The organism is Sphingomonas sp., from assembly GCF_031426035.1.
GTDB lineage: Bacteria > Pseudomonadota > Alphaproteobacteria > Sphingomonadales > Sphingomonadaceae > Sphingomicrobium.
The window spans coordinates 17,243-39,394 of sequence record NZ_JANPKO010000104.1; the positions used below are offsets into that span (position 1 = coordinate 17,243).

Below are 22,152 nucleotides of genomic sequence, written 5' to 3' on the forward strand. Positions count from 1 at the left end.
GGACAGCGGCGCGGGTTCTGCTAGGGGGCGGGGGTGACGAGGGAGAAACCCGATGCTCAAGCCGTTGCTCGCTGTGTCGCTAATCGGAGCCTGTTTGATGACTACCCCTGCCCAATCCAAATCCAATGAGTGGAAGCTGGTGATCCATGGCGGCGCCGGAGCGATCGAGCGCAAGTCGACCACGCCGGACAAGGACAAGGCGGTCCGCGCCGGGTTGAGCCGGGCGCTCGAGGCGGGCGAAAAGATTCTCGCGGCGGGGGGCAAGGCGCTCGACGCGGTCGAGGCGGCGGTGGTGGTGCTCGAGGACGATCCCAACTTCAATGCCGGGCGCGGCTCGGTGTTCACGTTCGACGGCGCGCACGAGCTTGATGCCTCGATCATGGACGGCGCGACCCGCGCCGCCGGGGCGGTGACCGGGGCGAAGACCACCAAGAGCCCGATCCGCCTGGCGCGCGCGGTGATGGAGGACAGCCCGCACGTGCTGTTGAGCCGCGAGGGCGCCGACGAGTTCGCCAAGTCACAGGGCCTCGAGCAGGTGCCCAACGACTATTTTTCCACTCCCGAGCGGCGCAAGCAGCTGCAGGACATGAAGTCGAAAAACCTCAGCGCGCTCGTGGTCGAGTATAAATACGGCACGGTCGGCGCGGTCGCGCTCGACGCCCACGGCCATGTCGCCGCGGCGCCCTCGACCGGGGGGATGACGGGCAAGCGCTGGGGGCGGATCGGCGACAGCCCGCTGATCGGGGCGGGGACCTATGCCGACGACCGCGGCTGCGCGGTGTCGGGCACCGGCTGGGGCGAATATTTCATCCGCGCCAGCGTGGCGCACGAGATTTGCGCGCGGATGCGGCTGAGCGGTGACAACGCTCAAGTGGCGGCCGACGCAGTGCTGGCCGAGGTCAAGGCGCTCGGCGGCGAAGGCGGGGTGATCGTGGTCACGCCCAAGGGCGAGACGGCCTATTCGTTCAACAGCGCGGGGATGTACCGCGGGACGGCGACCAAGGCGGGGCGCAGCGTCGCGGTTTATGGCGACGAGGGCGAGCGGTAGGGCAGCGCCTGCTCGAGCCAGGCGAACTCGCGGTCGATGGCGGCGCGCTCGCCATCGAGGAAGGTCGCGATCGCGTCCCGCAAGCCGGGATTGGCGATGAAGTGCGCCGAGTAGGTCAGCACCGGCTGGTAGCCGCGCGCCAATTTATGCTCGCCCTGGGCGCCGGCCTGGACCGAGGATAGGCGGTGGGCGATGGCCCATTCGATCGCCTGGTAATAACAAAGTTCGAAATGGAGGAAGGGGACCTCCTCGGTAGCGCCCCAGTAGCGGCCGTAGAGTGTGTCGGCGCCGACCAGGTTGAGCGCGCCGGCGATGGGGATGCCGTCGCGCAGCGCGAGGAACAGCAGCAGGGTGTCACCCATCGTTTGCGCGATGCGGTCGAAGAAGGCGCGGGTGAGATAAGGAAAGCCCCATTTGCGGCTGCCGGTGTCCTGGTAGAAGGCCCACATCGCGTCCCATTCGGCGAGGCCGATCTGGTTGCCGCGGAGGTGGACGAAATCGAGTCCCGCGCGGGCGGCGGCGCGTTCCTTGCGGATCGCTTTGCGCTTGCGGCTGGTGAGCGCGGCGAGGAAATCGTCGAAATCGCCATAGCCGCGGTTTTGCCAGTGGTACTGGATGCCTGAGCGCATCAGCCAGCCGCGCGCCAAGCATTCGGCCGCGCCGGCTTCATCGACGAAGGTGATGTGGGCCGAGGACAGGCCGTTCTGCTCGACCACCGCCTCGGCGGCAGCGAGCAATTGCTGGGGCGCGGGGCCGAGCAGGCGCGCGCCGGGGACGGGGGTGAACGGCACCGCGATCTGGAGCTTGGGATAATATTGCCCCCCGGCGCGCTCGAAGGCGTCGGCCCAGCCGTGGTCGAAGACATATTCGCCCTGGCTGTGGCCCTTCAAATAAGCGGGGGCGGCGGCGGCGATGGCGCCTTGCCCGTCTTCGATCAGGATCGGGGTGGGGGTCCAGCCGGTGCCGGGGCCGACACTGCCTGAGTGCTCGAGCGCAGCGAGGAAGGCGTGGCTGAGGAACGGGTCGGCGCCGGCGAGGCGGTCCCATGCGGCGGGATCGAGCGAGGCGACGCCGGGCGCGAGGCGGGCGATGATGTCGGCGTCACGGTCGGCCATCGGCTTCCCAGATAAGCGCGTCGGCGTGAACCGCGGCTTGCGCGCGCTCGGCCGCGGTGCGGATGGTCCAGCTGTAGATAGGAAGGCGGGCGCGGGCGCGGGCGACCCACGGCTTGGCGAGGGCGGCGCGGTCGACGGCGAGGAATTGCGGATCAGCGAGGGCCATCGCCAGGCTGCGTTGGAGTGCGCTCCAGCGGTCGCGGATGACGAGGCCGCGGCGGACATTGGGAAGATTGGTCTTGAGCAGGCAGGCGAGGCGGGGGTCGAAGCTCATCACGCCGAGCGGGCCGAGATAGCCGGCGAGGGCGCGGCGCAGCGCGGGAACCCAGCGCCAGATATCGCCGTCAACCTTGGCCTCGAGCAGGAGCGGTACGCGGCCGGCGACGAATGCGAACACAGTGGCGAGGGTCGGGATCGGGCCGTCGCCGAGGCGCAGGCGGGATAGCTCGGCGAGGGTCGATTCGGCGATGCGCAAAGGGCTCGCGCACAGCCGCCAGGCATCGGCGTCGTGGAACACGATGACTTGGTTGTCGGCGGTCAGGCGGAGGTCGCATTCGATCCCGGCGCCGCGCTCGAGCGCGGCGGCGAAGGCGAGCGGGCTGTTCTCGAGGAATTGCGCGCCGTCGTGCAGCCCGCGGTGGGCGAAGCCGGCGGGGCCAGGGTCGAGCGGATCAGCCGCGGATCGCGACGATCGCATCCACTTCGACCGCGACGCCCAATGGCAGCACCGTGACTCCGACCGCGCTGCGGGCATGGCGGCCGGGCTCGCCGAACACCTCCTGCATCAGCTCGGACGCGCCGTTGGCGACTTTCGGCTGGTCGGTGAAATCGGGGGTCGAATTGACGAACACGCCGAGCTTGACGACGCGCTCGACGCGGTCGAGCGAGCCCAAGGCGGCCTTGATCTGGGCGAGCAGCATGACCCCGCAGCGGCGCGCGGCGGCGATCCCGCCAGCGAGGTCGACGTCATCGCCGAGCCGGCCGGTAATCAGGCTGCCGTCTTCCGCAAAGCTGATCTGGCCGGAGATGTGGAGCAGGCCGCCGGCCTCGACCGCGGGGACGTAGGAGGCGACCGGGGCGGCGGGGGTGGGAAGGGTGATGCCGAGCTCGGCAAGGCGCTGGTCGATGGTCATGGCCTAGCCTCAAGCACCGCGGGCGCGGCGAATCAAGCCTCGCGGGCAACGGTAAAGCCGGCCCAGGTCTGGCTGACCGGCATCAGCTCGATGGCGTTGATGTTGAGGTGGGGCGGGAGCGTGGCGATCCACCAGATGGTTTCGGCGAGGTCTTCGGCGGTGATCGGGTTCATGTTGGCATAGAGCGCGTCCGACGCGGCCTGGTCGCCGCGGTTACGGACCACGGTGAACTCGGTCTCGACCATCCCGGGCTCGATCGAGGTGACGCGGACGCCGGTGCCGGCGAGGTCGCAGCGGAGGTCGAGGCTGAGCTGGCGGACGAACGCCTTGGTCGCGGCGTACACCGCGCCGCCGCGGTACGGGTAAGTGGCGGCGACCGACGATAAATTGATGATCGCGCCTGTGCGCTCGATCAGTTTGGGCAGGAGGGCGCGGGTCAGGGCGACGAGGCCGGTGACGTTGGTGTCGATCGCGTTGTTGAGCGCGGCGGGGTCGGCTTGCTGCAAATCGTCCATCGGCGGGGCGAGGCCGGCGTTGTTGAGCAGCAAGTCGATGTCGCCCCACGGCGGGTCGAGCCGGGCGAGCTGGGCGAGCGATTCGGGGTCGCGGATGTCGATCTCGAGCGGGAGGCAGGCGTCGCCGAGCTCGTCGGCCAGCGCGCGCAGGCGGTCGCCGCGGCGGCCGGTGGCGATGACGCGCCAGCCGCCTTGCGCAAAGCGGCGGGCGGCGGCGAGGCCGATGCCGGCGGTGGCGCCGGTGATCAGGATGGTGTTCATGCTTCCTCGAACTTGTCCAGGATCCACTGGCAGGCGGTCGGCCAGTCGTCGATGCGGGCGTGGGCGGCCGATGCCGGGGGCACCGCGCGGGCGATGCGCGGCTCGGCGATCATGTGCAGCCGCCACACCTCCGGCGCATGCTTGGCGACCGAGGCGTGATGGACCGCGAGATCGTCGACGAACACCGTGGTGCCGGCCTTGTGGCGCTTGCGGATGGCGCGCGCGGGAACCCCCTTGCCGCCGCGGTTGCAGACAACTTCGTGACGGATGCCGTGATGGGCGAGCTGGTCGACGCGCCAGCTGTGCGCCTCGTCGCCCAAATTGGTGAGGATGACGATGTCGGCGACCTCGCCGATCCGGCCGAGCGCATCGAGCGCGCCGGGGACGAGGGTCTGGCGGTGCATTTCGGCGCGGAAGAACTGGTCGAGCAGCGGCCATACGCGCTCGGGCGGGATGGTGTCGCCGCTGGCGCGGTCGGTCATCGCCTCGGCGAAATCGCCGCGGTCGAGGTCGAAATGGACGGCGTGGGCCTCGTCGAGCCAGTCGGCGAAATGCGCGACCATGTGCAGCAGCACCTCGTCGCAATCGGTGATGAGCAGGGGGCGGGTCATCGCTCGAGCGCCTCGCGCGCGGCGACCAGCGCCGCGGGCTGGGCGCCGATCGCCTCCGCAACGGACAGCAAATCCGGCTCATGCGCTTCCAAAAACCGCAGTAATCCGGCGAGCAGCGTGCGCTCGCCGGCGCGGCGGCGCAGCTCATCTGTCCCGATTCCGGTCAGGTCGAGGAAGCGCTGCGCCCGCCGCTCGTCGCCGAGCGTTGCAGCAAGTGCCGCCAGCGCGAGCGTCTCGGATTCGGTTGGAGTCGGCGGCGGCATGGCCTAAGTTCTTTGGCGGGTGGGGAGGCCTGATTGGCGAAGATTCTGATAGTCGAGGACAACGCCCTCAACATCAAGCTGTTCTGCGACCTGCTCGCGGCGCACGGCCACCAGCCCGAGGCGGTGACCGACAGCCGGCTGGCGCTGGAGGCGGCGCGCGCGTTTCGGCCCGAGCTGGTGATCACCGACATCCAACTGCCGCACGTCAGCGGGCTGGAACTGATCCGGCTGCTGCGGGCGGACGCGGAGCTGAAGACGGTGCCGATCATGGCGGTCACCGCTTATGCCGGGCAGGGCGACGAGGAGCGCGTGCGTGGCGCGGGGGCGCAGGCCTATGTGTCCAAACCGATTTCGGTGGCGCGGTTCGCGGCGACGGTCGATGAATTGCTCGCGGAGAGTGGCGCCGGGGCGACCAAGGCAGCGGTCATGGATCCCGGATCAAGTCCGGGATGACGGTTACTTGATCTTCGCTTCCTTGAACTCGACGTGCTTGCGCGCGACCGGGTCGTACTTGCGGAAGACCATCTTCTCGGTCTGGTTGCGCGGGTTCTTTTTGGTCACATAGAAGAAGCCGGTGTCGGCGGTGCTGACGAGCTTGATCTTGACGGTTGCCGGCTTGGCCATCGAACGATTCCTGGGATGTGCAAAAAAGAACAGCGGCCTGACGCCGCTGTAGTGACGCGGCCCAATGCCGCCGGGGCGCCTTTTTGTCAAGGCGGCGGCCCTTCGTAACCCGGCCTTAACCTCGATCGGCGATCCTGCGTTTACACGAGGACAAGGGGCAAGGCCGATGGCACGCGACGCGCTCGAACCGGTGCGCAACCAGCTCGCGGTGCGAATCGCCGATATCCATGAGCGCGCGACGCGGCTGTCCCCGCTCGACATCCACGCCCGAATGGACGCCATCCGCGAGATTGCCGCGGTCAACGGGATGATTGCGCTGGAAGGGCTGGCGCATTGCTCGGCGCAACTGGCGCTGCTGCCCGGCCACCGCATCGCGACGCAATGCTGCCTCGAGCATATCGACGAGGCGCTGGAGAGCGTTTCGGCGGGCGACCGCACCGCGATCCTCGCCGCGCTCGCGGTGCGGCTGCACTAGTTCTGCGCCACTGGCCGGCCGTTGACGCTGAGCCGTCACCGCGGAGCGGCGGCTAGCCGGCAGACAGTTGGTTCACACGAAGGCACGAAGGCACGACGTTAAGGCACGAAGAATCTTCGGGGGCTGCGCCCTAGAGGTTTCACTCTTGGTGCCTTCGTGCCTTCGTGCGAAAAACCTGAATTGCCGGGGCGGCTTCGCCGCTCGCAATGACGGCTTCGGCACTGGAGGGCGCGCTCGCGCATTGAGCGGGGATGCGCGCGTTTTCCCAACTGCTCGACGACCTCGTCTATACGCGCTCGCGCAATACCAAATTGAAGCTGATCGGCGACTATCTCAGGGAGACGCCCGATCCCGACCGCGGCATCGCGCTCGCCGCGCTGACCGGGACGCTCGACATCCCGGCGGTCAAGCCGGCGGTGGTGCGCGGGATCGCCGAGGAGCGCATCGACCCGGTGCTGCTGCGGATGAGCCGCGACTATGTCGGCGACATGGCCGAGACGGTGTCGCTACTGTGGCCGCTGCCCGAGGGTGAACCCGAGATCGACGACGGCAGCGTGGGGATCGCCGATGCGGTCGAGCGGCTGCGTTCGGCGAGCCGGTCCGACGCTCCGCGGGTGCTGGCGGACATGCTCGATCACCTCGACGCGTCGGGGCGGTTCGCCTTGCTCAAGCTGGCGACGGGGGCGCTCAGGGTGGGGATTTCGGCGCGGCTGGCGAAGCAGGCGCTGGCCGATGCGTTCGGGCTCGACGTCGAGGCGGTGGAGGAGGTGTGGCACGGGCTGCGGCCGCCGTTTGCCGAATTGTTCGCATGGGGCGAAGGGCGCGGCGAGCAGCCCAATGTTCGCGATGTGCCGGTGTTCCGTCCGTTCATGCTGGCGCATGCGCTGGAGGACACACGCGTCAGCCTCGATGAATATGCCGCCGAGTGGAAGTGGGACGGGATCCGCGTGCAACTGGTCCACGCCGGCGGCGACACCCGCCTCTACAGCCGCACCGGCGACGCTATTTCGGGCAGCTGTCCCGATGTCGCGGCGGCGTTCGCGCGGCCCGGCGTGCTCGACGGCGAACTGCTGGTGCGCGGGGCCGACCAAGGCGCCGACGCGCATGGCGGGGCGGCGGCGAGTTTCAACGCGCTGCAGCAGCGGCTCGGGCGCAAGAATGTCAGTTCCAAGGTGCAGGGCGAGTATCCGGCGTTCGTGCGGCTGTACGACATCTTGTTCGACGGCGACGAGGATCTGCGCGGGTTGGCGTGGAGCGCGCGGCGGGCGCGGCTCGAGCCGGTGGTCGCCGCGCTCGATCCCGAGCGGTTCGATCTGTCGCGGGTGATCGAGGCCGACAGCTTCGAGGCGCTCGAGGAATTGCGCGCCGGCGCGCGCGATGCGGCGATCGAGGGGATCATGCTCAAGCGCCGCGATTCGCCCTACGTCGGCGGGCGCAAGGCGGGGCTGTGGTACAAATGGAAGCGCGATCCGCTGACCGCCGATTGCGTGCTGATGTATGCCCAGCGCGGGTCGGGCAAAAGGTCGAGCTTCTACTCCGACTACACCTTCGGCTGCTTCGCCGACTCGGGCGAGCTGCTGCCGGTGGGCAAGGCCTATTTCGGGTTCACCGACGAGGAACTGAAGTGGCTCGACAGCTTCGTGCGGCGCCACACGGTGCAGCGCTTCGGGCCGGTGCGCGAGGTCGAGAAGAGCCTGGTGCTCGAGGTCGCGTTCGATTCGATCCATGCTTCGAAGCGGCACAAGTCGGGGCTGGCGATGCGCTTCCCGCGGATCAGCCGGATCCGCACCGACAAGCCCGCGGCGGAGGCCGACCGCATTGCGACGCTGCTGGCGCTGGCGACGTGAAGCGAGGGCGCGGCGGACTGCCGAATCAGCCGTGCTGCTGACGCAGCCCTTCGGCCTGGATGCGGGCCAGCTCGCCGATCAGCACGTTCTCGATGAACGGGGTCATCGGCAGCCCGTTCATGCGCGGCACGCTGTCATCGAGCGGACGGCCGATCGTGCCGGGAAAGCCCGAGCCCCATTCGCGCGCCATCCCCTCCACATCGATCCGCGCGGCGAACTCGGGCGGAACCTGGCGGGCGACCTCGACCAACGCGTCGATCAGCGATTTGATCAGCGACTCGAGCGCCGCCTGGCCCTGCTTGAGCGCGTCGGCGGTAGGCAGGATGAAGCGGATCCAGCGGCGCATGAAGTGGGCGTCGATCAACGGCGCCGGAAGCTGGTGCGGCGCGAGGTCGGTGAGGATCCGCGCCGCAGCCGGGTCCTCGCAGATGCCGACCGAATTGAGGATGAAGAACAGGCGGCAATGCGGCGGGTAGGAGAACGCCTTGAAGTCGGGCGTGATGCCCAGCGCGAGGTAGGTCGGCGCGGCGTCGTCGCCGGCGCGGTAGGTGGCGCAAGTGGCGAGCAAAGCGCCGACTTTGTCCGGCACCGGCCCGCGCAGGGCGAGCGGCCCGGCATCGACCCCGGCACCGTCGAGGACGCGGGTGAACAGGCGGATGGTCGCTTCGAGCGCGCGGTCCATCTTGTCGATCGGGAACGGCTCGCCGGCGCGTGGCGGGTTCGGCGGCGGCGGCGGGGGCGCGGGCGGCGCGGGCGACCGAAATGGCTCCTTGCGGCGTCCGAACATGCTTCCCCTCCCCTGACTGGCGTCGGGCTAGCAGGAAAATATTTCCGGATCGTCAATCGCTTGGCGGGCGAGCGGCGGCCATGAAAAAACGGCCGCCCGGCGATTGCCGGACGGCCGTGTCATAGAGTCAGGTCCAGCTTATTCGGGCTGGATCGGGGTCAGGTTGACCGCGGCATATTTGCCGCGGCGGTCGACTTCGATCTCGAACTCGAGCCGGTCGCCCTCGTTGATGGTCGGCATGCCGGCGCGCTCGACCGCCGAGATGTGGACGAACGCATCGGGCTGGCCGTCGTCGCGCGAGATGAAGCCGAAGCCTTTCATCGCGTTGAAGAACTTGACCGTGCCGCTGGCTTTCTCGCCGGTCAGCTGGCGCTGCGGGCCACCCGCGCCGGCGCCGCCGGGACCGGCGCGATCGCCGCCACCGCCGCCGCGCGACACTTCCATCGGCTCGCCCTCGATGCGCAAATTGGTCGCCGAAACGCGCCCGCCGCGGTCGACCAAGGTGAACTCGAGCGGCTGCCCGTCGGCGAGGTCGGCGAGGCCGGCCTGCTCGACCGCCGAGATGTGCACGAACACATCCTCGCCGCCGTCATCGCGGACGATGAAGCCGAAGCCCTTCTGGGGGTTGAAGAATTTGACGACGCCCTTGCCTTCGCCGACGACCTGCGGGGGCATGCCGCCCGCGCCGCCACCGCCGCCGCCGCCGCGAAAGCCGCCGCCGCCACCGGCGCCAGCACCGCCGCCGCGGTAGCCACCGCCGCCGCCGCCGCCGTAGCCGCCACCGCCGGCGCGATCACCGAAGCCACCGCCGCCACCGCCGGGCCCTGCCCCGCGATCGCCGTAGCTGCGCGGTTGCGCGCCGAAGCCGCCGCCGCGGTCGGAACCGCGGTCGTTGGTGCTGGTGAAGCTCTCTTCGAAAAACCCGTCGCGCTTGTCGCGCCCGCGACCACCGCGCTCGCCTTTACGCCCTCTGTCGAAACCCATGCCCGTCAAACTTCCTCGTGCCCGCATCAACCACCAAAACCAACGCGCTGGGCCCACAGGCGCAACCGGTCGGGCGCGCTCCGCTCACGCACCGTTCACGGCCTTACAGGAAAAAAGGGCAACGCTCTAGTGATTCCATCGCGTAGGGGTGGAACGCGGCCCGCTACCCCGCGTAAAGGGTGGCATCCGCGCCGGGGTCACGCGGGCAAGGGAGACCGAATGAGCATCTTTTTTCACGAAGAGGACCTGGCCGCCGACGTCACCTTCGCGGACGGGCCGATCGCGGTCGACACCGAGGCGATGGGGCTGCTCCCGGGGCGCGACCGATTGTGCCTGGTCCAGCTCGCCGACGGCAAGGGCGACGAGCATCTGGTGCGGTTTGGGCCGGGCAGCGACTATGCGGCGCCGCGTTTGAAAGCGCTGCTGGGCGACCCGGGGCGATTGAAACTGTATCATTTCGCGCGGTTCGACGTCGCCATCCTGCGCGCCTACCTCGGAATCATCGCGGCGCCGCTGTATTGCACGCGCACCGCGTCGCGGCTGGTGCGCACCTACACCGACCGCCACGGCCTCAAGGAGCTGGTCAAGGAGATGCTCGGCCAGGATATCTCCAAGCAGCAGCAGACCAGCGACTGGGGGGCACCCGAGATCAGCGATGCCCAGCGCGACTATGCGGCGAGCGACGTGCGCTATTTGCACGCGCTCAAGGAGAAATTCGACGAGCGACTCGTCCGCGAGCAGCGCGTCGAGCTGGCGCAGGCGTGCTTCGACTTCCTCCCCCACCGTGCCTTGCTCGACCTCGCCGGCTGGGCGGAGCAGGACATTTTCGCGCATGCCTGACGCCGCAGCCCCCGGATTGGCCGATGTCTGAGGCCGCTTTCCGCGAGCGCGCGGCGCGCCAGCATTGGGCCGAGCCGGGGAGCCGCCACGACCGGCTGATCCGCGTCGCCAAGGTGGCGTTGCCGTCGGCGGTCGGGGTGCTGATTGCGATCCTCGCCATCGCGCCGCTCGAGCAGGACAGCGAAGTGAGCTTCATCCTCGACAAGAAGCAAGCCGAGACCGCGCCCGAGCGGATGCGGGTCGAGGCCGCGCGCTATTCGGGCGAGGACAATGACGGGCAGAAGTTCACCATCGTCGCGCAGGACGCCGTGCAGCGCAGCTCGGACGTGCCGGTGGTCGACATCAGCGGGATGGTGGCGCGACTGTTCATGGCGCGCGGGCCGCTGGCGGTCGCCGCCGACCGCGGGCGCTACGACCTCGAGACGCAGATCGTCACCGTCGCCGGGCCGGTGCGGGTGGCCGGACCCGACGGCTACCGGCTGGTGACCAACGACGTGACGGTCGACCTCAAGCAGAACAATCTGCTCAGCAGCGGCGGGGTGGCGGGCGAAATGCGGCTTGGAAAATTCACCGCGGGGCGGATGCGCGCCGATTTGGACGAGCGAAGGGTAGTGCTCGATCAGGGCGCTCGCTTGAAAATCGTGCAAGGTGCAGTCAGATGATGCGCATGACCAAGCCGTTCCTGCTTAGCGCCATGCTCCTGTCGCTCTCTTCGGCCGGCATTGCGCAGGGTCAGCCGGTGTCGGCGCTCAAGGGCCACGACAGCAATGCGCCGATCGACGTCGCCAGCGACCGCATCGAGGTCCAGGACCGCGCCGACCGCGCGATTTTCGCCGGCAGCGTCAAGGTGCGGCAGGCCGCGCTGAGCCTCGACACCGAGCGGCTGACGGTCGCCTACACCAGCAGCGGCGGGGTTCAGATCCGCCGCCTCGACGCCAGCGGCGGGGTGGTGGTGCGCAGCCCGTCGGAGACCGCGCGCGGCAATTTCGGCATCTACGACCTCGACAAGAAATTGATCACCTTGGTCGGCGCGGTCCAGCTCAACCGCGGCGGATCGACCATCAACGGCTCGCGGCTGGTGATCGACTTGAACTCCGGCCGCGCGGTGATCGACGGCGGCCCGGCGGGGGTGGGCCAGCAGGGCGGTCGGGTGACCGGCCGCTTCACGGTGCCACAGCGCGGCACCCGTTAGCCGCATGAACGAGGCAGCGGCCCTCCCGCGCACGATGCAGCAAGCGCCGCCAGGGCCGATGCGCGGCATGGAAGTGCGCTCGATCGCCAAGTCCTACGACCGCCGCGCGGTGCTCCACGACGTTTCGCTGACCGTTTCGCGCGGCGAGGTGGTCGGGCTGCTCGGCCCCAACGGGGCGGGCAAGACGACCTGCTTTTATTCGGTGATGGGGCTGGTCAAGCCAGACAGCGGGCGGATTTTCCTCGACGGCCAGGACATCACCGACTTGCCGATGTACCGCCGCGCCATCCTCGGCCTGGGCTATTTGCCGCAGGAGACCTCGATCTTCCGCGGGCTCACCGTCGAGCAGAACATCTCTGCCGTGCTCGAGGTGTCCGAGCCGGACAAAGCGACGCGCGACGCCCGGCTCGAGCAATTGCTCGGCGAGTTCGGGCTGGCCGATTTGCGCGGCTCGGCGGCGATGGCGCTGTCGGGCGGCGAGCGGCGGCGCTGCGAGATCGCCCGCGCATTGGCCGCCGACCCGTCGATCATGCTGCTCGACGAGCCGTTCGCCGGTATCGACCCGATTTCGATCTCGGACATCCGCGACCTCGTGCGGGAGCTGAAGCAGCGCGACATCGGGGTGCTGATCACCGACCACAATGTCCGCGAGACGCTCGATATCGTCGACCGTGCCTGCATCATTTACGATGGCCAGGTGCTGTTCCAGGGCACGCCCGAAGCTTTGGTCGCCGACAACGAAGTCCGCCGGCTCTACCTCGGCGAGAGCTTCGCGCTGTAACGGGCGGCGCGGTCATGGGGCTCGGCCCGCGCATCGACATCACCATTCCCAGTCGCTGGTGATGACGCCGCAGCTGAGCCAGGCGATCAAATTGCTGGCGCTGAGCAACCTCGAGCTGGACGCGTTCGTCGCCGCGGAATTGAGCCGCAACCCGCTGCTCGAAGGCGGCAGCGGCGACGATGACGGCAGCGACGGCGAGCCCAATGCCGCTGAGAGATCCGGCGGCGACAACGAACCCGACAGCTTCGAGCCGCCCGACGACCCCGGCGCCGACGACCTCATCGCCGGCGCCGACGACGACCGCCCGCTCGACATCGACTGGCAGGACCAGGCGCTCGAGACCGACAGTTTTTCGGATGCGGTGGCGAGCGGCGGCGGGGGCGACGAGGGGTTCGACTTCGACCGCCTGGAATATGCCGCGGGGTCGCTTGCCGAACATCTGTTGAACCAGCTCCACGGCGCCCCCGGACAGGCCGGGGAGCTGGCGCGGGCAATCGCCGAGATGCTCGAGGAAACCGGCTATCTCACCGTCGCGGTGGCCGACATCGCCGAGGCGACCGGAACCTCGCGGGCACTGGTCGAGCAGGCGCTGGCATTGGTCCAGGAGCTCGATCCGCCCGGGGTCGGGGCGCGCAGCTTGTCCGAATGCCTCGCGCTGCAGGCCAAGGCGGCCGACCGCTACGACCCGGCAATGGCGCGGCTGATCGACAATCTCGACCTGCTCAGCCGCGGCCAGATGGCGGCGCTCAAGCGGATTTGCGGGGTCGACGACGAGGACCTCGCCGACATGATCCGCGAGCTCAGAGCCTACGACCCCAAGCCGGGCTGCCGTTTTTCCGGGGGCGCCGCCGACAGCGTTGCGCCCGACGTGTTCGTGCGGCGCACGCGCAGCGGCGGGTTCGCGGTCGAGCTGAACAGCGCGAACTTGCCGCGGCTGCTGGTCAACCGGCGCTACTATCAGGAGCTCAAGAGCGGGCCACACGACAAGGCGTCGAAGGCGTGGCTGAGCGAATGCCTCGCCAGCGCCAACTGGCTGGTCAAGGCGCTCGACCAGCGGGCGCGGACGATCGTCAAGGTGGTGTCGGAGATCGTCAAGCGCCAGCACGGCTTTTTCGAGCGCGGGGTGAGCGCGCTGAAGCCGATGACGCTGCGCGATGTCGCCGACGCGATCGAGATGCACGAATCGACCGTCAGCCGGGTCACCTCGAACAAGTATCTGCTGTGCGACCGCGGCTTCTACGAATTGAAGTATTTCTTCGGGTCGGGGGTCGGCGGCGGCGAGGAGGGCGGCGAGAGCGCGGCGGCCGAGGCGGTCAAGGCGGCGATCGGCGAGCTGATCGCGGCCGAGACGGACATCCTCAGCGACGACACTCTGGTCGATTTGCTGAAAGCGCGCGGGTTCGACCTGGCGCGGCGCACGGTCGCCAAATATCGCGAGGCGATCGGGATCGGCTCGTCGATCCAGCGGCGGCGGCAACGGAAAATGACGGGGGGCTGAGGAATTAGCCCGACAGCCGGGCCCAGATCGGCAGATGGTCCGAGGCGACTTTCGCGGCGGGGCTGCAGTGGACTCCGGCGGCGTCGATCCTGAGCGCGGTGTCGACGATGATGCGGTCGAGCGCGGCGACCGGGTGGCGGGCGTGGAAGCTGAGGCCGGTCGGCGCGAGGCGGTAGCCAGGGCCGATATCCTTGAGACAGCCGGCGGCGACGCGCCATTCGTTGGTGTCGCCCATCAGCACGGTCGGCATCGGCTGGGGGCGGGCGGCGATGGCGTCGAGGATGAAGCGCATCTGGCGCCGCCGCCACAGGCCGGAGAGGTCGAGGTGAAGGCCCACGACGCGCAGCGGCCGATCGCCGAACAGCAATTCGGCGAGCACCGCGCCGCGTGGCTCAAGCGTCGGCAGCTCGAGCGCGGCGACGTCCATCACCTCGACATGGCGCTTCACCAGCAGGGCATTGCCGTGCCAACCGATATTGCGGGTGTCGAGATTGAGGAATTTGTCGACCTGCTTGCCGCCGGGCATGCGGTCCATCACGCGGCGGTTGCGGACGTTGAAGGGCACCGGCTTGTACAGGCCGTGGTCGTCGATCAGTTCGTGCGGCACCGCCGACCCGCGTCCGCCGAAGCGCTTGTCCGCCTCCTGCAGCGCGACCACGTCGGCGTCGATTTCCTGGAGCACCTCGAGCACGCGGCCGGGGTTGCGGCGGCGGTCGGTGCCGATCGCTTTCCGCATGTTGTAACTGGCGACGGTGATGGTGGGGTAGGGAGTCACGCTGCCGCCAACCCCGCGATCGAATCGGGGTTCCTCACACGTCCAGATTGGCGACGTTGAGGGCGTTGTCCTGGATGAACTCGCGGCGGGGCTCGACGACGTCACCCATCAGGCGGGTGAAGATCTCGTCGGCGACGTCGGCCTGAGCGACCTCGACCCTGAGCAGCGAGCGGTTGGCGGGATCGAGCGTGGTCTCCCACAATTGCTCGGCGTTCATCTCGCCGAGACCCTTGTAGCGCTGGATCGAAAGGCCCTTGCGGCCCGCCGCGAGCACCGCGTCGAGCAATTCGGACGGGCGCGTGACGGGGGTCGATTTCCTGGCGTCGGCGATCACGGTTTCTTCCGCCGGCTCCTGGCCGTCGGCGTCGGTTGGAGCGACCGGCTCGGGCGAGGCCGGAGCCGCTTTGCCCAGGCTCTTCAGCGTGGCGGGCTTGGCGTACAGCGCGGCCTGCTCGGAGGCGAGGGTGTGCAGCTTGCGCGCCTCCGCAGAGGCGACGAAGCTCGGTTCGATGATCGTCACGTCGGTGACGCCGCGCCACAGGCGGCGCAACAGATAGCCACCTTCCGTCGCGATCTCGCCCGACCACTCGGCCTCGAGATCGCCGCCGCCCTGCCACGCGGCGACGCGCGTGACGGCTTTGAGCCGGCCGGCCTTGTCGAGCGCCGGGTCGAGCGCGCCCGACAGCGCCAGCGCCTCGATCAGAGCCGGATCGTATTTGCGCGGGGCGTAGCGCATCAGCGTGCGCATCCGCCGCGCATGCTCGAGCAAATGGCGCAAATCCTTGCCCGAACGCGGGCCGTCCGAGGTCTCCAGCACCAACCCGTCGAGCCCGGCATCGACCAGATATTCGTCGAGCGCGCTGTCGTCCTTGAGATACACTTCGGAGCGGCCGCGGGCGACTTTGTAGAGCGGCGGCTGGGCGATGAAGAGGTGCCCGGCCTCGATCAAATCGGGCATCTGGCGGTAGAAGAAGGTCAGCAGCAAAGTGCGGATGTGGGCGCCGTCGACGTCGGCGTCGGTCATGATCACGATCTTGTGGTAGCGCAGTTTCTCGAGGTTGAATTCCTCGCGGCCGATCGAAGTGCCGAGCGCCTGGATCAGCGTGCCGATTTCCTTTGAACCGAGCATACGGTCGAACCGCGCGCGCTCGACGTTGAGGATTTTTCCCTTGAGCGGGAGGATCGCCTGGTTCTGGCGGTTGCGGCCCTGCTTGGCCGAGCCGCCGGCGGAATCGCCCTCGACCAGGAACAGTTCGCTCAAGGCGGGGTCGCGTTCCTGGCAGTCGGCGAGCTTGCCCGGCAGCGAGGCGATGCCCATCACCGACTTGCGGCTGGCCTCGCGCGCCTTGCGCGCCGCTTCGCGGGCGGCGGCGGCGTCGATGGTTTTCTGGATGATACTGCGAGCATCACCTGGATGCTCTTCCAGCCACTCGGTCATCTTGTCGCTCATCAGGCTTTCGAGCGGCTGGCGGACCTCGGACGACACCAGTTTGTCCTTGGTTTGGCTGGAGAATTTCGGATCGGGCAATTTGACCGAGACGATCGCGGTCAATCCCTCGCGCATGTCCTCGCCGGTCAGCGTGACCTTTTCCTTCTTCAGCATCCCCGACTTGTCGGCGTAATTGTTGATCGTCCGCGTCAGCGCGGCGCGGAACGCCGCCATGTGGGTGCCGCCGTCGCGCTGGGGGATGTTGTTGGTGAACGGCAGGACGTTCTCGTAGTAGCTGTCGTTCCACTCGAGCGCGACGTCGATGCCGATCCCGTCGCGCACCGCCGAGATGGCGATCGGCTCGGGAAACAACGGCGTCTTGGCGCGGTCGAGATATTTGACGAACGCGGCGATCCCGCCCTCGTAATAAAGCTCATGCTCGACGCGCTCCTCGTGGCGGGCATCGGCGAGGATCAGCCGCACGCCGGAGTTCAAAAAGGCGAGCTCGCGGAAGCGGTGCTCGAGATGGTCGAAGTCGAACTCGGTGATCTTGAACGTCGCCGGGCTCGGCAAAAAGGTCACGCGGGTGCCCTTCTTGCCCTCGGGCGCGGGGCCGACCACCTTGAGCGGCGACACCGCGTCGCCGAACGCGAAGCGCATGTTGTGCTCCTGGCCGTCGCGCCAGATGGTCAGGTCGAGCCATTCCGACAGCGCGTTGACAACGCTGACGCCGACCCCGTGCAAGCCCCCCGACACCTTGTAGGCATTGTCCTCGCTGGTGTTCTCGAACTTTCCGCCAGCATGGAGCTGGGTCATGATGACCTCGGCCGCAGAGACGCCTTCGCCCTCGTGGATGCCGGTCGGGATGCCGCGGCCATTGTCCTCGACGGTGACCGAGCCGTCGGGATTGAGCTGGATCAGGATGCGGTCGCAATGGCCGGCGAGCGCCTCGTCTATGGCGTTGTCCGAGACCTCGAACACCATGTGGTGGAGGCCCGAGCCGTCGTCGGTGTCGCCGATGTACATGCCGGGCCGCTTGCGCACCGCGTCGAGGCCCTTGAGGACCTTGATCTGGTCCGCGCCATAGTCGTTCTGATTGGGGTCTTCTGCCATGCCCTCGATATAGGGACTCGGTGCGGAAAGTCACGCGCGCGTGGGCGTGTGTGCGCGCGTGAGTCGGGGCGGCTATCGCGGGTTGGGGAAATCTGCTCAATATCGCTGCCAGTTGGGAGAGATCGGCGATGCGCAGGGTATTTTCGGCGGTTTTGCTGGCGGCCACGGTGACCAGCCCAGTGCAGGCGGCGGAGCCGCTGCGGCCCGACCAGGTGGCGTTTCGCGCGCTGTATGAGGAACTGGTCGAGACCAACACCACGCTGTCCGAAGGCAGTTGCACATTGGCCGCCGAGCGGATGGCGGCGCGGCTCCGGGCGGCGGGGATGGCGGACAGCCAGCTGACATTGTTTGCCGACCCCGCGCACCCCAAGGAAGGCGGGCTGGTCGCGGTCTATCCGGGGACCTCGGCGACGCTGCGGCCGATCCTGCTGCTGGCGCATATCGACGTGGTCGAGGCCAAGCGCGAAGACTGGACGCGCGACCCGTTCACCTTGGTCGAGGAAGGCGGGTATTTCTACGCGCGCGGTTCGGCCGACGACAAAGCGATGGCGGCGGTGTGGGTCGATGCCCTGGTCCGCTTCAAGCAGCAGAATTACCGGCCCAAGCGGACGATCAAGGTCGCGCTGACGTGCGGCGAGGAAACCAACGGCGCGTTCAACGGCGCCGAGTGGCTGACCAAAAACCGGCGCGAGCTGATCGACGCCGAATTCGCGCTCAACGAGGGCGGCGGCGGGGACAGCGACGGCAAAGGCAAATTGGTCGGCCAGTCGATCCAGGTCGGCGAAAAGACCTTCGCTAACTTCCGGCTCGAGACGCGCAACCCCGGCGGGCATTCGTCGGTGCCGGTGCGGGCCAACGCGATCTACCAATTGGCGCGGGCGCTGACCAAGATCGACGAGCATGAGTTTCCGGCCGAGATGACCGAGGTCACGCGGAGCTTTTTCGCGCGCTCAGGGGCTGGGCGCAATAACGAGCTGGGGCGGGCGATGGTCGCGCTCGCCGCCAACCTCAACGACAAGGCGGCCGAGGCGGTGGTCAACAAGGACCCGTTCCTGCACTCGAACCTGCGCACGACCTGCGTGGCGACGATGCTCGACGGCGGGCACGCCAAGAATGCGCTGCCGCAGCGCGCCGGGGCCAACGTCAATTGCCGGATTTTCCCGACCCACACGATTGAAGAGACGCAGGCCGAGCTGGCGCGGGTGATCGGCGATCCCGGGGTGACGATCGAGGCGCTGCCGCCGGTGCGGCCGTCGCCCCCTGCCCCGCCGCTCGACGCCAAGATCGTGGCGCCGATGGAGCGGCTGGCCAAGCGCTATTTCCCCGGCATCCCGCTGATCCCGTCGATGGCCAACGGCTACACCGACGCGACCTTCCTCGCCGCGGCGGGAATCCCGACCTACGGCGTGCCGGGGATGTGGGGCGACCCCGACGGCAATGGCGCGCACGGGCTCAACGAGCGGATGGAAGTGCGCTCGGTGTATGTCGGGCGCGATTATTTGGTCGACCTGGTCAAGGCGTACGCGGACTAAGCCGCGCACGCCCGACCGGTTTTGCGAAATTAGTAGCTGCTGCGCTGCCCCGAGGGGCGGCCGCCGCGGTTGCCGCCGGCGGGGCGCTGGCCCTGCGGACGGCCCTGCCCTTGCGGACGGCCGGGACCTTGCGGACGACCGGGACCGGCAGGGCGACCCTGGCCTTGCGGACGGCCCTGACCTTGCGGACGGGGGCCGCCTTGCGGGCGGGCCTGGCCATGCGCCGGACGGCCGGCACCGGCGTGCGCCGGGCGAGCCGCACCGGCATGGGCCGGACGCGCCGGACCGTTGCGGTGACCGTGCGGCTGAGCATCGCGCGGTGTGTCGTGGCGCGGCTGGTGATCGCGGCGCGGCTGCTGGCCGTCGCGGCGCGGCTCGTAGTCGCGGCGCGGGGTCGACGCATGGCGCGGCGGCGGACGCTGGCCGCGCGCGGGCTCGGGCGCGGGCCGCAAGGTGCGCAGGCGCGCAACCTCGGTCCCGAAATCGCTCGGCAGCGGGCGAACCTCGATCGTCTGGCGGGTCAATTTCTCGATCCCGCGGGCGTAAGCGCGCTCGTCATGCGCGACCATCGAGAAGGCGATCCCGGTGGCGCCGGCGCGCGCGGTGCGGCCGATGCGGTGGACATATTGCTCGAACACGTTGGGCAAATCGTAATTGACGACGTGGCTGACGCCGGTGACGTCGATCCCGCGCGCCGCGATGTCGGTCGCGATCAGCACCTTGGTGCGGCCCGACTTGAAGTCGGCCAGCGCGCGCTCGCGCTGCGGCTGGCTCTTGTTGCCGTGGATGGCATTCGACGGGACGCCGGCGGCGGCGAGCTGGCGGACGATCTTGTCGGCGCCGTGCTTGGTGCGGCTGAACACCAGAGCGCGCTCGATCGGCTCGCGCTGGAGATAGAGGGTGAGGAGGAAGCCCTTTTCCTTCTGGTCGACGAAGGTCAGCGACTGCTCGACGCGCTCGACGGTGGTCGCGGCGGGGGTCACCGCGACCTGCACCGGATCCTTCAGATACTGGTCGGCGAGTTGGCGGATGGCGGGCGGCATGGTGGCCGAGAAGAACAGGGTCTGGCGCACCTTGGGGAGGCGGGCGACGACCCATTTCAGCGCGTGGATGAAGCCCAGATCGCGCATCGGGTCGGCCTCGTCGAGGACGTGGATCTCGACCGCGTCGAGGTGGATCGCGTTCAGCTCGACGTGGTCGACCAGGCGGCCCGGGGTAGCGACGAGGATGTCGGCGCCGCGCGCCATGTCCTGGCGGTTGCGGTAGATCGAAGTGCCGCCGAACACCGTCACTACGTGCAAGCGAGAACCGCGTGCATAAAGCTTGGCGCTCTCGGCGATCTGGCTGGCGAGCTCGCGGGTCGGGGCGAGCACGAGCATGCGGGCGCGGCCCGGCGCCGGGCGCTTGGCCGAGGCGACCAGGCGGTCGATCGACGGCAGCATGAACGCCGCGGTCTTGCCGGTGCCGGTCTGGGCGATGCCGAGCAGGTCCCGGCCGCTCAAGACGGTCGGGATGGCCTGCGCCTGGATCGGCGTCGGCACGGTGTAATTCTTCGACGCGAGGGCATCGAGGACGGGCTGCGAGAGCCCGAGCGAAACGAAAGTCGTAATGGGAAATACCTAATAGTTGCCGGGACGCGGGGCGCGAAAATGCGCATGCGTCGGCGGCGGGGTTTGTGCGCCCCGCGTGATTTGGAGAGCTTGGCGAAAAATCGCTCCGAGACACGGCCGGGGCCCGGTTCCATCGAGTGGAGGTGGGTCCGATCACGCCGCAATGTGTCTCGTGAGCCACGCAGATAGGCGCGCAAGCCACAAATGTCCAGTTTTTTGTGCGGCGCAGCATAGGGCGTGGGTCAGCGCAGGGTGAGGTGGCCTTCGGCGACGGCGTAATGGCTGGCGTTGGCGATGCCGTCGAACAGCGCGGGCTCGGTCGCGGTCAGCCATATCTGGCCGCGGCCTTCGAGGCGCGCGAACAGAGCGGCGCGGCGGCCGGGGTCGAGGTGGGCGGCGACCTCGTCGAGCAGGAGCAGAGGCGGGGCGCCGCGGCGGGCGGCGACGAGATCGGCGTGGGCGAGGACGAGGCCGAGCAGGAGCGCCTTTTGCTCGCCGGTCGAGCTGCGCGCGGCGGGTTGTTGTTTGGCGGCGTGGGTGACGGTGAGGTCGTGGCGGTGAGGGCCGTGGGTGGCGCGGCCGGCGGCGGCATCGCGGCCGCGGTTGGCGCGCAGGGTGGCGGCAAGGTCAGCCAGGTCCCACCCCTCGAGCGCGATCGCGGCGCGCGGAAAGTCGTCGCCGCGGCTGTCGGCGACCGCCTCGCCGAGCGCGGTGACGGCGCGGGCGCGGGCGGCGGCCAGCGCGGCGCCATGCTCGGCCATGCCGGCCTCCAATGCGGCGAGCCAGGCGGGGTCGGCGTCATCGGGCTGGGCGAGGAGTTTGTTGCGCGCGCGCATCGCCGCCTCGTAGCGCGCGGCATGGTGGGCGTGGCCGGGCTCGAGCGCGAGGACGAGGCGGTCGAGGAAGCGGCGGCGGTCGCCGGCGGGGCCGGTGAACAGGCGGTCCATCGCCGGGGTCAGCCACAGCACGGAGAGCCATTCCGAGAGGCTGTTGACCGCGGCGGGGGCGCCGTTGATGCGCACCTGGCGGCGCTTGGGGGCGGTCGCGAGGGTGCCGGTGCCGATATCCACGACGCCGTTCGTCCCGAGCGACGTCGAGGGATGCTCGCGCGGTGTCTCGACTTCGCTCGACACGAACGGGGTTAGTTTCGCGCTCACCGCAAACGCGCCCGGGCCATCGCTGCGCGCCATTTCGCCGAGCGCCGCGCCGCGCAGGCCGCGGCCGGGGGTGAGCAGCGAGACCGCCTCGAGCAGATTGGTCTTGCCCGCGCCATTGTCGCCGCTGAGCAGGACGAACCCGGGCCCCGGCTCGATCAGCGCGGTGGCGTAGGAGCGGAAATCGGTGAGGGCGAGGCGGGTGACGGAGCTCATGCCGGGCCGAAGTAGCACTTCGGCCCGAAGCTCACACCCGCATCGGCATCAGGACGTAGAGCGCGTTGGACTGGTCGTTTTCGCGCAACAGCGTTGGCGCGGCCGCGTCGGCGAGATGAACCTCGACGCTGTCGCCCTCAATCTCGTGGAGGATGTCCATCAGATAGCGGGCGTTGAAGCCGATCTCGAGCCCGTCGGAGCCATAGTCGGCGGGGAGTTCCTCGGTCGCCAGGCCATTCTCGGGGCTGGTCACCGACAGCGTCACCTTGTCGCGGTCGACGCTCATCTTGACCGCGCGGGTCTTTTCGCTGGCGATCGTCGAGACGCGGTCGACGCCCTGCATGAAGCT

General features: G+C 68.9%; 22 protein-coding genes and 2 pseudogenes. 10 read left to right on the forward strand and 14 right to left on the reverse strand.

What is annotated here, in order from left to right; translation table 11 throughout:
- Nucleotides 1-97 precede the first annotated feature (97 nt).
- A complete protein-coding gene (locus RMP08_RS07615) occupies nucleotides 98-1,048 on the forward strand; it encodes an isoaspartyl peptidase/L-asparaginase (protein ID WP_310468395.1) in 951 nt (316 codons plus the stop codon).
- Here the strand turns inward: RMP08_RS07615 and RMP08_RS07620 are convergent.
- The 6 genes from RMP08_RS07620 to RMP08_RS07645 are packed head-to-tail and all read right to left on the reverse strand — an operon-like array spanning nucleotide 1,024 to nucleotide 4,946.
- Nucleotides 1,024-2,163, reverse strand: coding sequence for a GNAT family N-acetyltransferase (locus RMP08_RS07620; protein WP_310468396.1), 1,140 nt, complete (start codon nucleotides 2,161-2,163; stop codon nucleotides 1,024-1,026). The two genes, RMP08_RS07615 and RMP08_RS07620, sit on opposite strands and share 25 nt — an antisense overlap.
- On the reverse strand, nucleotides 2,150-2,860 hold the full coding sequence (locus RMP08_RS07625) for a glycerophosphodiester phosphodiesterase family protein (RefSeq protein WP_310468397.1): 711 nt from the start codon (nucleotides 2,858-2,860) through the stop codon (nucleotides 2,150-2,152). Before RMP08_RS07625 ends, RMP08_RS07620 begins: the two co-directional genes overlap by 14 nt.
- A complete protein-coding gene (locus tag RMP08_RS07630; RefSeq protein ID WP_310468398.1) occupies nucleotides 2,835-3,296 on the reverse strand; it encodes a RidA family protein in 462 nt (153 codons plus the stop codon). The genes RMP08_RS07625 and RMP08_RS07630 overlap by 26 nt, the downstream gene beginning before the upstream one ends.
- Before the next feature lie 32 nt (nucleotides 3,297-3,328).
- Nucleotides 3,329-4,072 (reverse strand): SDR family NAD(P)-dependent oxidoreductase, encoded by a 744-nt coding sequence (locus RMP08_RS07635; RefSeq protein ID WP_310468399.1) that lies wholly within the window; start codon nucleotides 4,070-4,072, stop codon nucleotides 3,329-3,331.
- Nucleotides 4,069-4,683 (reverse strand): HAD family hydrolase, encoded by a 615-nt coding sequence (locus RMP08_RS07640; protein WP_310468400.1) that lies wholly within the window; start codon nucleotides 4,681-4,683, stop codon nucleotides 4,069-4,071. Before RMP08_RS07640 ends, RMP08_RS07635 begins: the two co-directional genes overlap by 4 nt.
- Entirely contained in the window at nucleotides 4,680-4,946 is a 267-nt protein-coding gene (locus RMP08_RS07645) for a DUF3572 family protein (protein WP_310468401.1), read from the reverse strand. The genes RMP08_RS07640 and RMP08_RS07645 overlap by 4 nt, the downstream gene beginning before the upstream one ends.
- A gap of 42 nt (nucleotides 4,947-4,988) precedes the next feature.
- Here RMP08_RS07645 and RMP08_RS07650 point away from each other — a divergent pair, with 42 nt between their 5' ends.
- Nucleotides 4,989-5,399, forward strand: coding sequence for a response regulator (locus tag RMP08_RS07650; RefSeq protein WP_310468417.1), 411 nt, complete (start codon nucleotides 4,989-4,991; stop codon nucleotides 5,397-5,399).
- Nucleotides 5,400-5,402: 3 nt separating this feature from the next.
- Here the strand turns inward: RMP08_RS07650 and rpmG are convergent, their stop codons facing one another.
- Entirely contained in the window at nucleotides 5,403-5,570 is a 168-nt protein-coding gene (gene rpmG / locus RMP08_RS07655) for a 50S ribosomal protein L33 (RefSeq protein ID WP_310468402.1), read from the reverse strand.
- A gap of 166 nt (nucleotides 5,571-5,736) precedes the next feature.
- On the opposite strand from rpmG, the gene RMP08_RS07660 reads away from it, so the two are divergent.
- Nucleotides 5,737-6,045, forward strand: coding sequence for a hypothetical protein (locus RMP08_RS07660; RefSeq protein ID WP_310468403.1), 309 nt, complete (start codon nucleotides 5,737-5,739; stop codon nucleotides 6,043-6,045).
- Nucleotides 6,046-6,296: 251 nt separating this feature from the next.
- On the forward strand, nucleotides 6,297-7,892 hold the full coding sequence (locus tag RMP08_RS07665) for a cisplatin damage response ATP-dependent DNA ligase (RefSeq protein WP_310468404.1): 1,596 nt from the start codon (nucleotides 6,297-6,299) through the stop codon (nucleotides 7,890-7,892).
- A 25-nt stretch (nucleotides 7,893-7,917) separates the two neighbouring features.
- Here RMP08_RS07665 and RMP08_RS07670 read toward each other — a convergent pair whose 3' ends face one another.
- Together RMP08_RS07670 and RMP08_RS07675 are read right to left on the reverse strand one after the other, a co-directional pair.
- Nucleotides 7,918-8,679, reverse strand: coding sequence for a hypothetical protein (locus RMP08_RS07670; RefSeq protein ID WP_310468405.1), 762 nt, complete (start codon nucleotides 8,677-8,679; stop codon nucleotides 7,918-7,920).
- A gap of 138 nt (nucleotides 8,680-8,817) precedes the next feature.
- Entirely contained in the window at nucleotides 8,818-9,663 is an 846-nt protein-coding gene (locus tag RMP08_RS07675; protein WP_310468406.1) for a cold-shock protein, read from the reverse strand.
- Nucleotides 9,664-9,882: 219 nt separating this feature from the next.
- On the opposite strand from RMP08_RS07675, the gene RMP08_RS07680 reads away from it, so the two are divergent.
- From RMP08_RS07680 to rpoN, 5 genes and pseudogenes are all read left to right on the forward strand, one after another.
- The gene (locus RMP08_RS07680; protein WP_310468407.1) at nucleotides 9,883-10,503 is read left to right on the forward strand and encodes a ribonuclease D; all 621 of its coding nucleotides are present in this window, start codon (nucleotides 9,883-9,885) and stop codon (nucleotides 10,501-10,503) included.
- 23 nt (nucleotides 10,504-10,526) lie between these two features.
- Entirely contained in the window at nucleotides 10,527-11,165 is a 639-nt protein-coding gene (gene lptC, locus RMP08_RS07685; RefSeq protein ID WP_310468408.1) for an LPS export ABC transporter periplasmic protein LptC, read from the forward strand.
- Nucleotides 11,166-11,170: 5 nt separating this feature from the next.
- Nucleotides 11,171-11,695 carry an LptA/OstA family protein gene (locus RMP08_RS07690; RefSeq protein WP_310468409.1) on the forward strand — a complete coding sequence of 175 codons (525 nt, stop codon included), beginning with the start codon at nucleotides 11,171-11,173 and terminating at the stop codon, nucleotides 11,693-11,695.
- Nucleotides 11,696-11,699: 4 nt separating this feature from the next.
- Nucleotides 11,700-12,476 (forward strand): LPS export ABC transporter ATP-binding protein, encoded by a 777-nt coding sequence (gene lptB, locus RMP08_RS07695; protein ID WP_310468410.1) that lies wholly within the window; start codon nucleotides 11,700-11,702, stop codon nucleotides 12,474-12,476.
- 14 nt (nucleotides 12,477-12,490) lie between these two features.
- Nucleotides 12,491-13,974: pseudogene (rpoN, locus tag RMP08_RS07700) on the forward strand (RNA polymerase factor sigma-54).
- 4 nt (nucleotides 13,975-13,978) lie between these two features.
- On the opposite strand, the gene RMP08_RS07705 reads toward rpoN, so the two are convergent.
- Nucleotides 13,979-14,710, reverse strand: a complete 732-nt coding sequence (locus RMP08_RS07705) for an endonuclease/exonuclease/phosphatase family protein (protein ID WP_409049781.1) — start codon at nucleotides 14,708-14,710, stop codon at nucleotides 13,979-13,981.
- A gap of 73 nt (nucleotides 14,711-14,783) precedes the next feature.
- Nucleotides 14,784-17,291 carry a DNA topoisomerase (ATP-hydrolyzing) subunit B gene (gene gyrB / locus RMP08_RS07710; RefSeq protein ID WP_310468413.1) on the reverse strand — a complete coding sequence of 836 codons (2,508 nt, stop codon included), beginning with the start codon at nucleotides 17,289-17,291 and terminating at the stop codon, nucleotides 14,784-14,786.
- Nucleotides 17,292-17,419: 128 nt separating this feature from the next.
- On the opposite strand from gyrB, the gene RMP08_RS07715 reads away from it, so the two are divergent.
- Nucleotides 17,420-18,823 (forward strand): M20/M25/M40 family metallo-hydrolase, encoded by a 1,404-nt coding sequence (locus RMP08_RS07715; RefSeq protein ID WP_310468415.1) that lies wholly within the window; start codon nucleotides 17,420-17,422, stop codon nucleotides 18,821-18,823.
- 29 nt (nucleotides 18,824-18,852) lie between these two features.
- Here RMP08_RS07715 and RMP08_RS07720 read toward each other — a convergent pair whose 3' ends face one another.
- From RMP08_RS07720 to RMP08_RS07730, 3 genes and pseudogenes are all read right to left on the reverse strand, one after another.
- Nucleotides 18,853-20,433 carry a DEAD/DEAH box helicase gene (locus RMP08_RS07720; RefSeq protein WP_310468418.1) on the reverse strand — a complete coding sequence of 527 codons (1,581 nt, stop codon included), beginning with the start codon at nucleotides 20,431-20,433 and terminating at the stop codon, nucleotides 18,853-18,855.
- A gap of 242 nt (nucleotides 20,434-20,675) precedes the next feature.
- The gene (recF, locus tag RMP08_RS07725) at nucleotides 20,676-21,803 is read right to left on the reverse strand and encodes a DNA replication/repair protein RecF (RefSeq protein WP_310468416.1); all 1,128 of its coding nucleotides are present in this window, start codon (nucleotides 21,801-21,803) and stop codon (nucleotides 20,676-20,678) included.
- 31 nt (nucleotides 21,804-21,834) lie between these two features.
- Nucleotides 21,835-22,152, reverse strand: a pseudogene (locus RMP08_RS07730) (DNA polymerase III subunit beta); the annotation flags it as partial.

Coding starts and splice junctions, on each gene's coding strand:
- RMP08_RS07615 (WP_310468395.1), top strand. CDS start 98: ATGACTACCCCTGCCCAATCCAAATCCAATGAGTGGAAGCTGGTGATC.
- RMP08_RS07620 (WP_310468396.1), bottom strand. CDS start 2,163: ATGGCCGACCGTGACGCCGACATCATCGCCCGCCTCGCGCCCGGCGTC.
- RMP08_RS07625 (WP_310468397.1), bottom strand. CDS start 2,860: ATGCGATCGTCGCGATCCGCGGCTGATCCGCTCGACCCTGGCCCCGCC.
- RMP08_RS07630 (WP_310468398.1), bottom strand. CDS start 3,296: ATGACCATCGACCAGCGCCTTGCCGAGCTCGGCATCACCCTTCCCACC.
- RMP08_RS07635 (WP_310468399.1), bottom strand. CDS start 4,072: ATGAACACCATCCTGATCACCGGCGCCACCGCCGGCATCGGCCTCGCC.
- RMP08_RS07640 (WP_310468400.1), bottom strand. CDS start 4,683: ATGACCCGCCCCCTGCTCATCACCGATTGCGACGAGGTGCTGCTGCAC.
- RMP08_RS07645 (WP_310468401.1), bottom strand. CDS start 4,946: ATGCCGCCGCCGACTCCAACCGAATCCGAGACGCTCGCGCTGGCGGCA.
- rpmG (WP_310468402.1), bottom strand. CDS start 5,570: ATGGCCAAGCCGGCAACCGTCAAGATCAAGCTCGTCAGCACCGCCGAC.
- RMP08_RS07660 (WP_310468403.1), top strand. CDS start 5,737: ATGGCACGCGACGCGCTCGAACCGGTGCGCAACCAGCTCGCGGTGCGA.
- RMP08_RS07665 (WP_310468404.1), top strand. CDS start 6,297: ATGCGCGCGTTTTCCCAACTGCTCGACGACCTCGTCTATACGCGCTCG.
- RMP08_RS07670 (WP_310468405.1), bottom strand. CDS start 8,679: ATGTTCGGACGCCGCAAGGAGCCATTTCGGTCGCCCGCGCCGCCCGCG.
- RMP08_RS07675 (WP_310468406.1), bottom strand. CDS start 9,663: ATGGGTTTCGACAGAGGGCGTAAAGGCGAGCGCGGTGGTCGCGGGCGC.
- RMP08_RS07680 (WP_310468407.1), top strand. CDS start 9,883: ATGAGCATCTTTTTTCACGAAGAGGACCTGGCCGCCGACGTCACCTTC.
- lptC (WP_310468408.1), top strand. CDS start 10,527: ATGTCTGAGGCCGCTTTCCGCGAGCGCGCGGCGCGCCAGCATTGGGCC.
- RMP08_RS07690 (WP_310468409.1), top strand. CDS start 11,171: ATGACCAAGCCGTTCCTGCTTAGCGCCATGCTCCTGTCGCTCTCTTCG.
- lptB (WP_310468410.1), top strand. CDS start 11,700: ATGAACGAGGCAGCGGCCCTCCCGCGCACGATGCAGCAAGCGCCGCCA.
- RMP08_RS07705 (WP_409049781.1), bottom strand. CDS start 14,710: ATGCGGAAAGCGATCGGCACCGACCGCCGCCGCAACCCCGGCCGCGTG.
- gyrB (WP_310468413.1), bottom strand. CDS start 17,291: ATGGCAGAAGACCCCAATCAGAACGACTATGGCGCGGACCAGATCAAG.
- RMP08_RS07715 (WP_310468415.1), top strand. CDS start 17,420: ATGCGCAGGGTATTTTCGGCGGTTTTGCTGGCGGCCACGGTGACCAGC.
- recF (WP_310468416.1), bottom strand. CDS start 21,803: ATGAGCTCCGTCACCCGCCTCGCCCTCACCGATTTCCGCTCCTACGCC.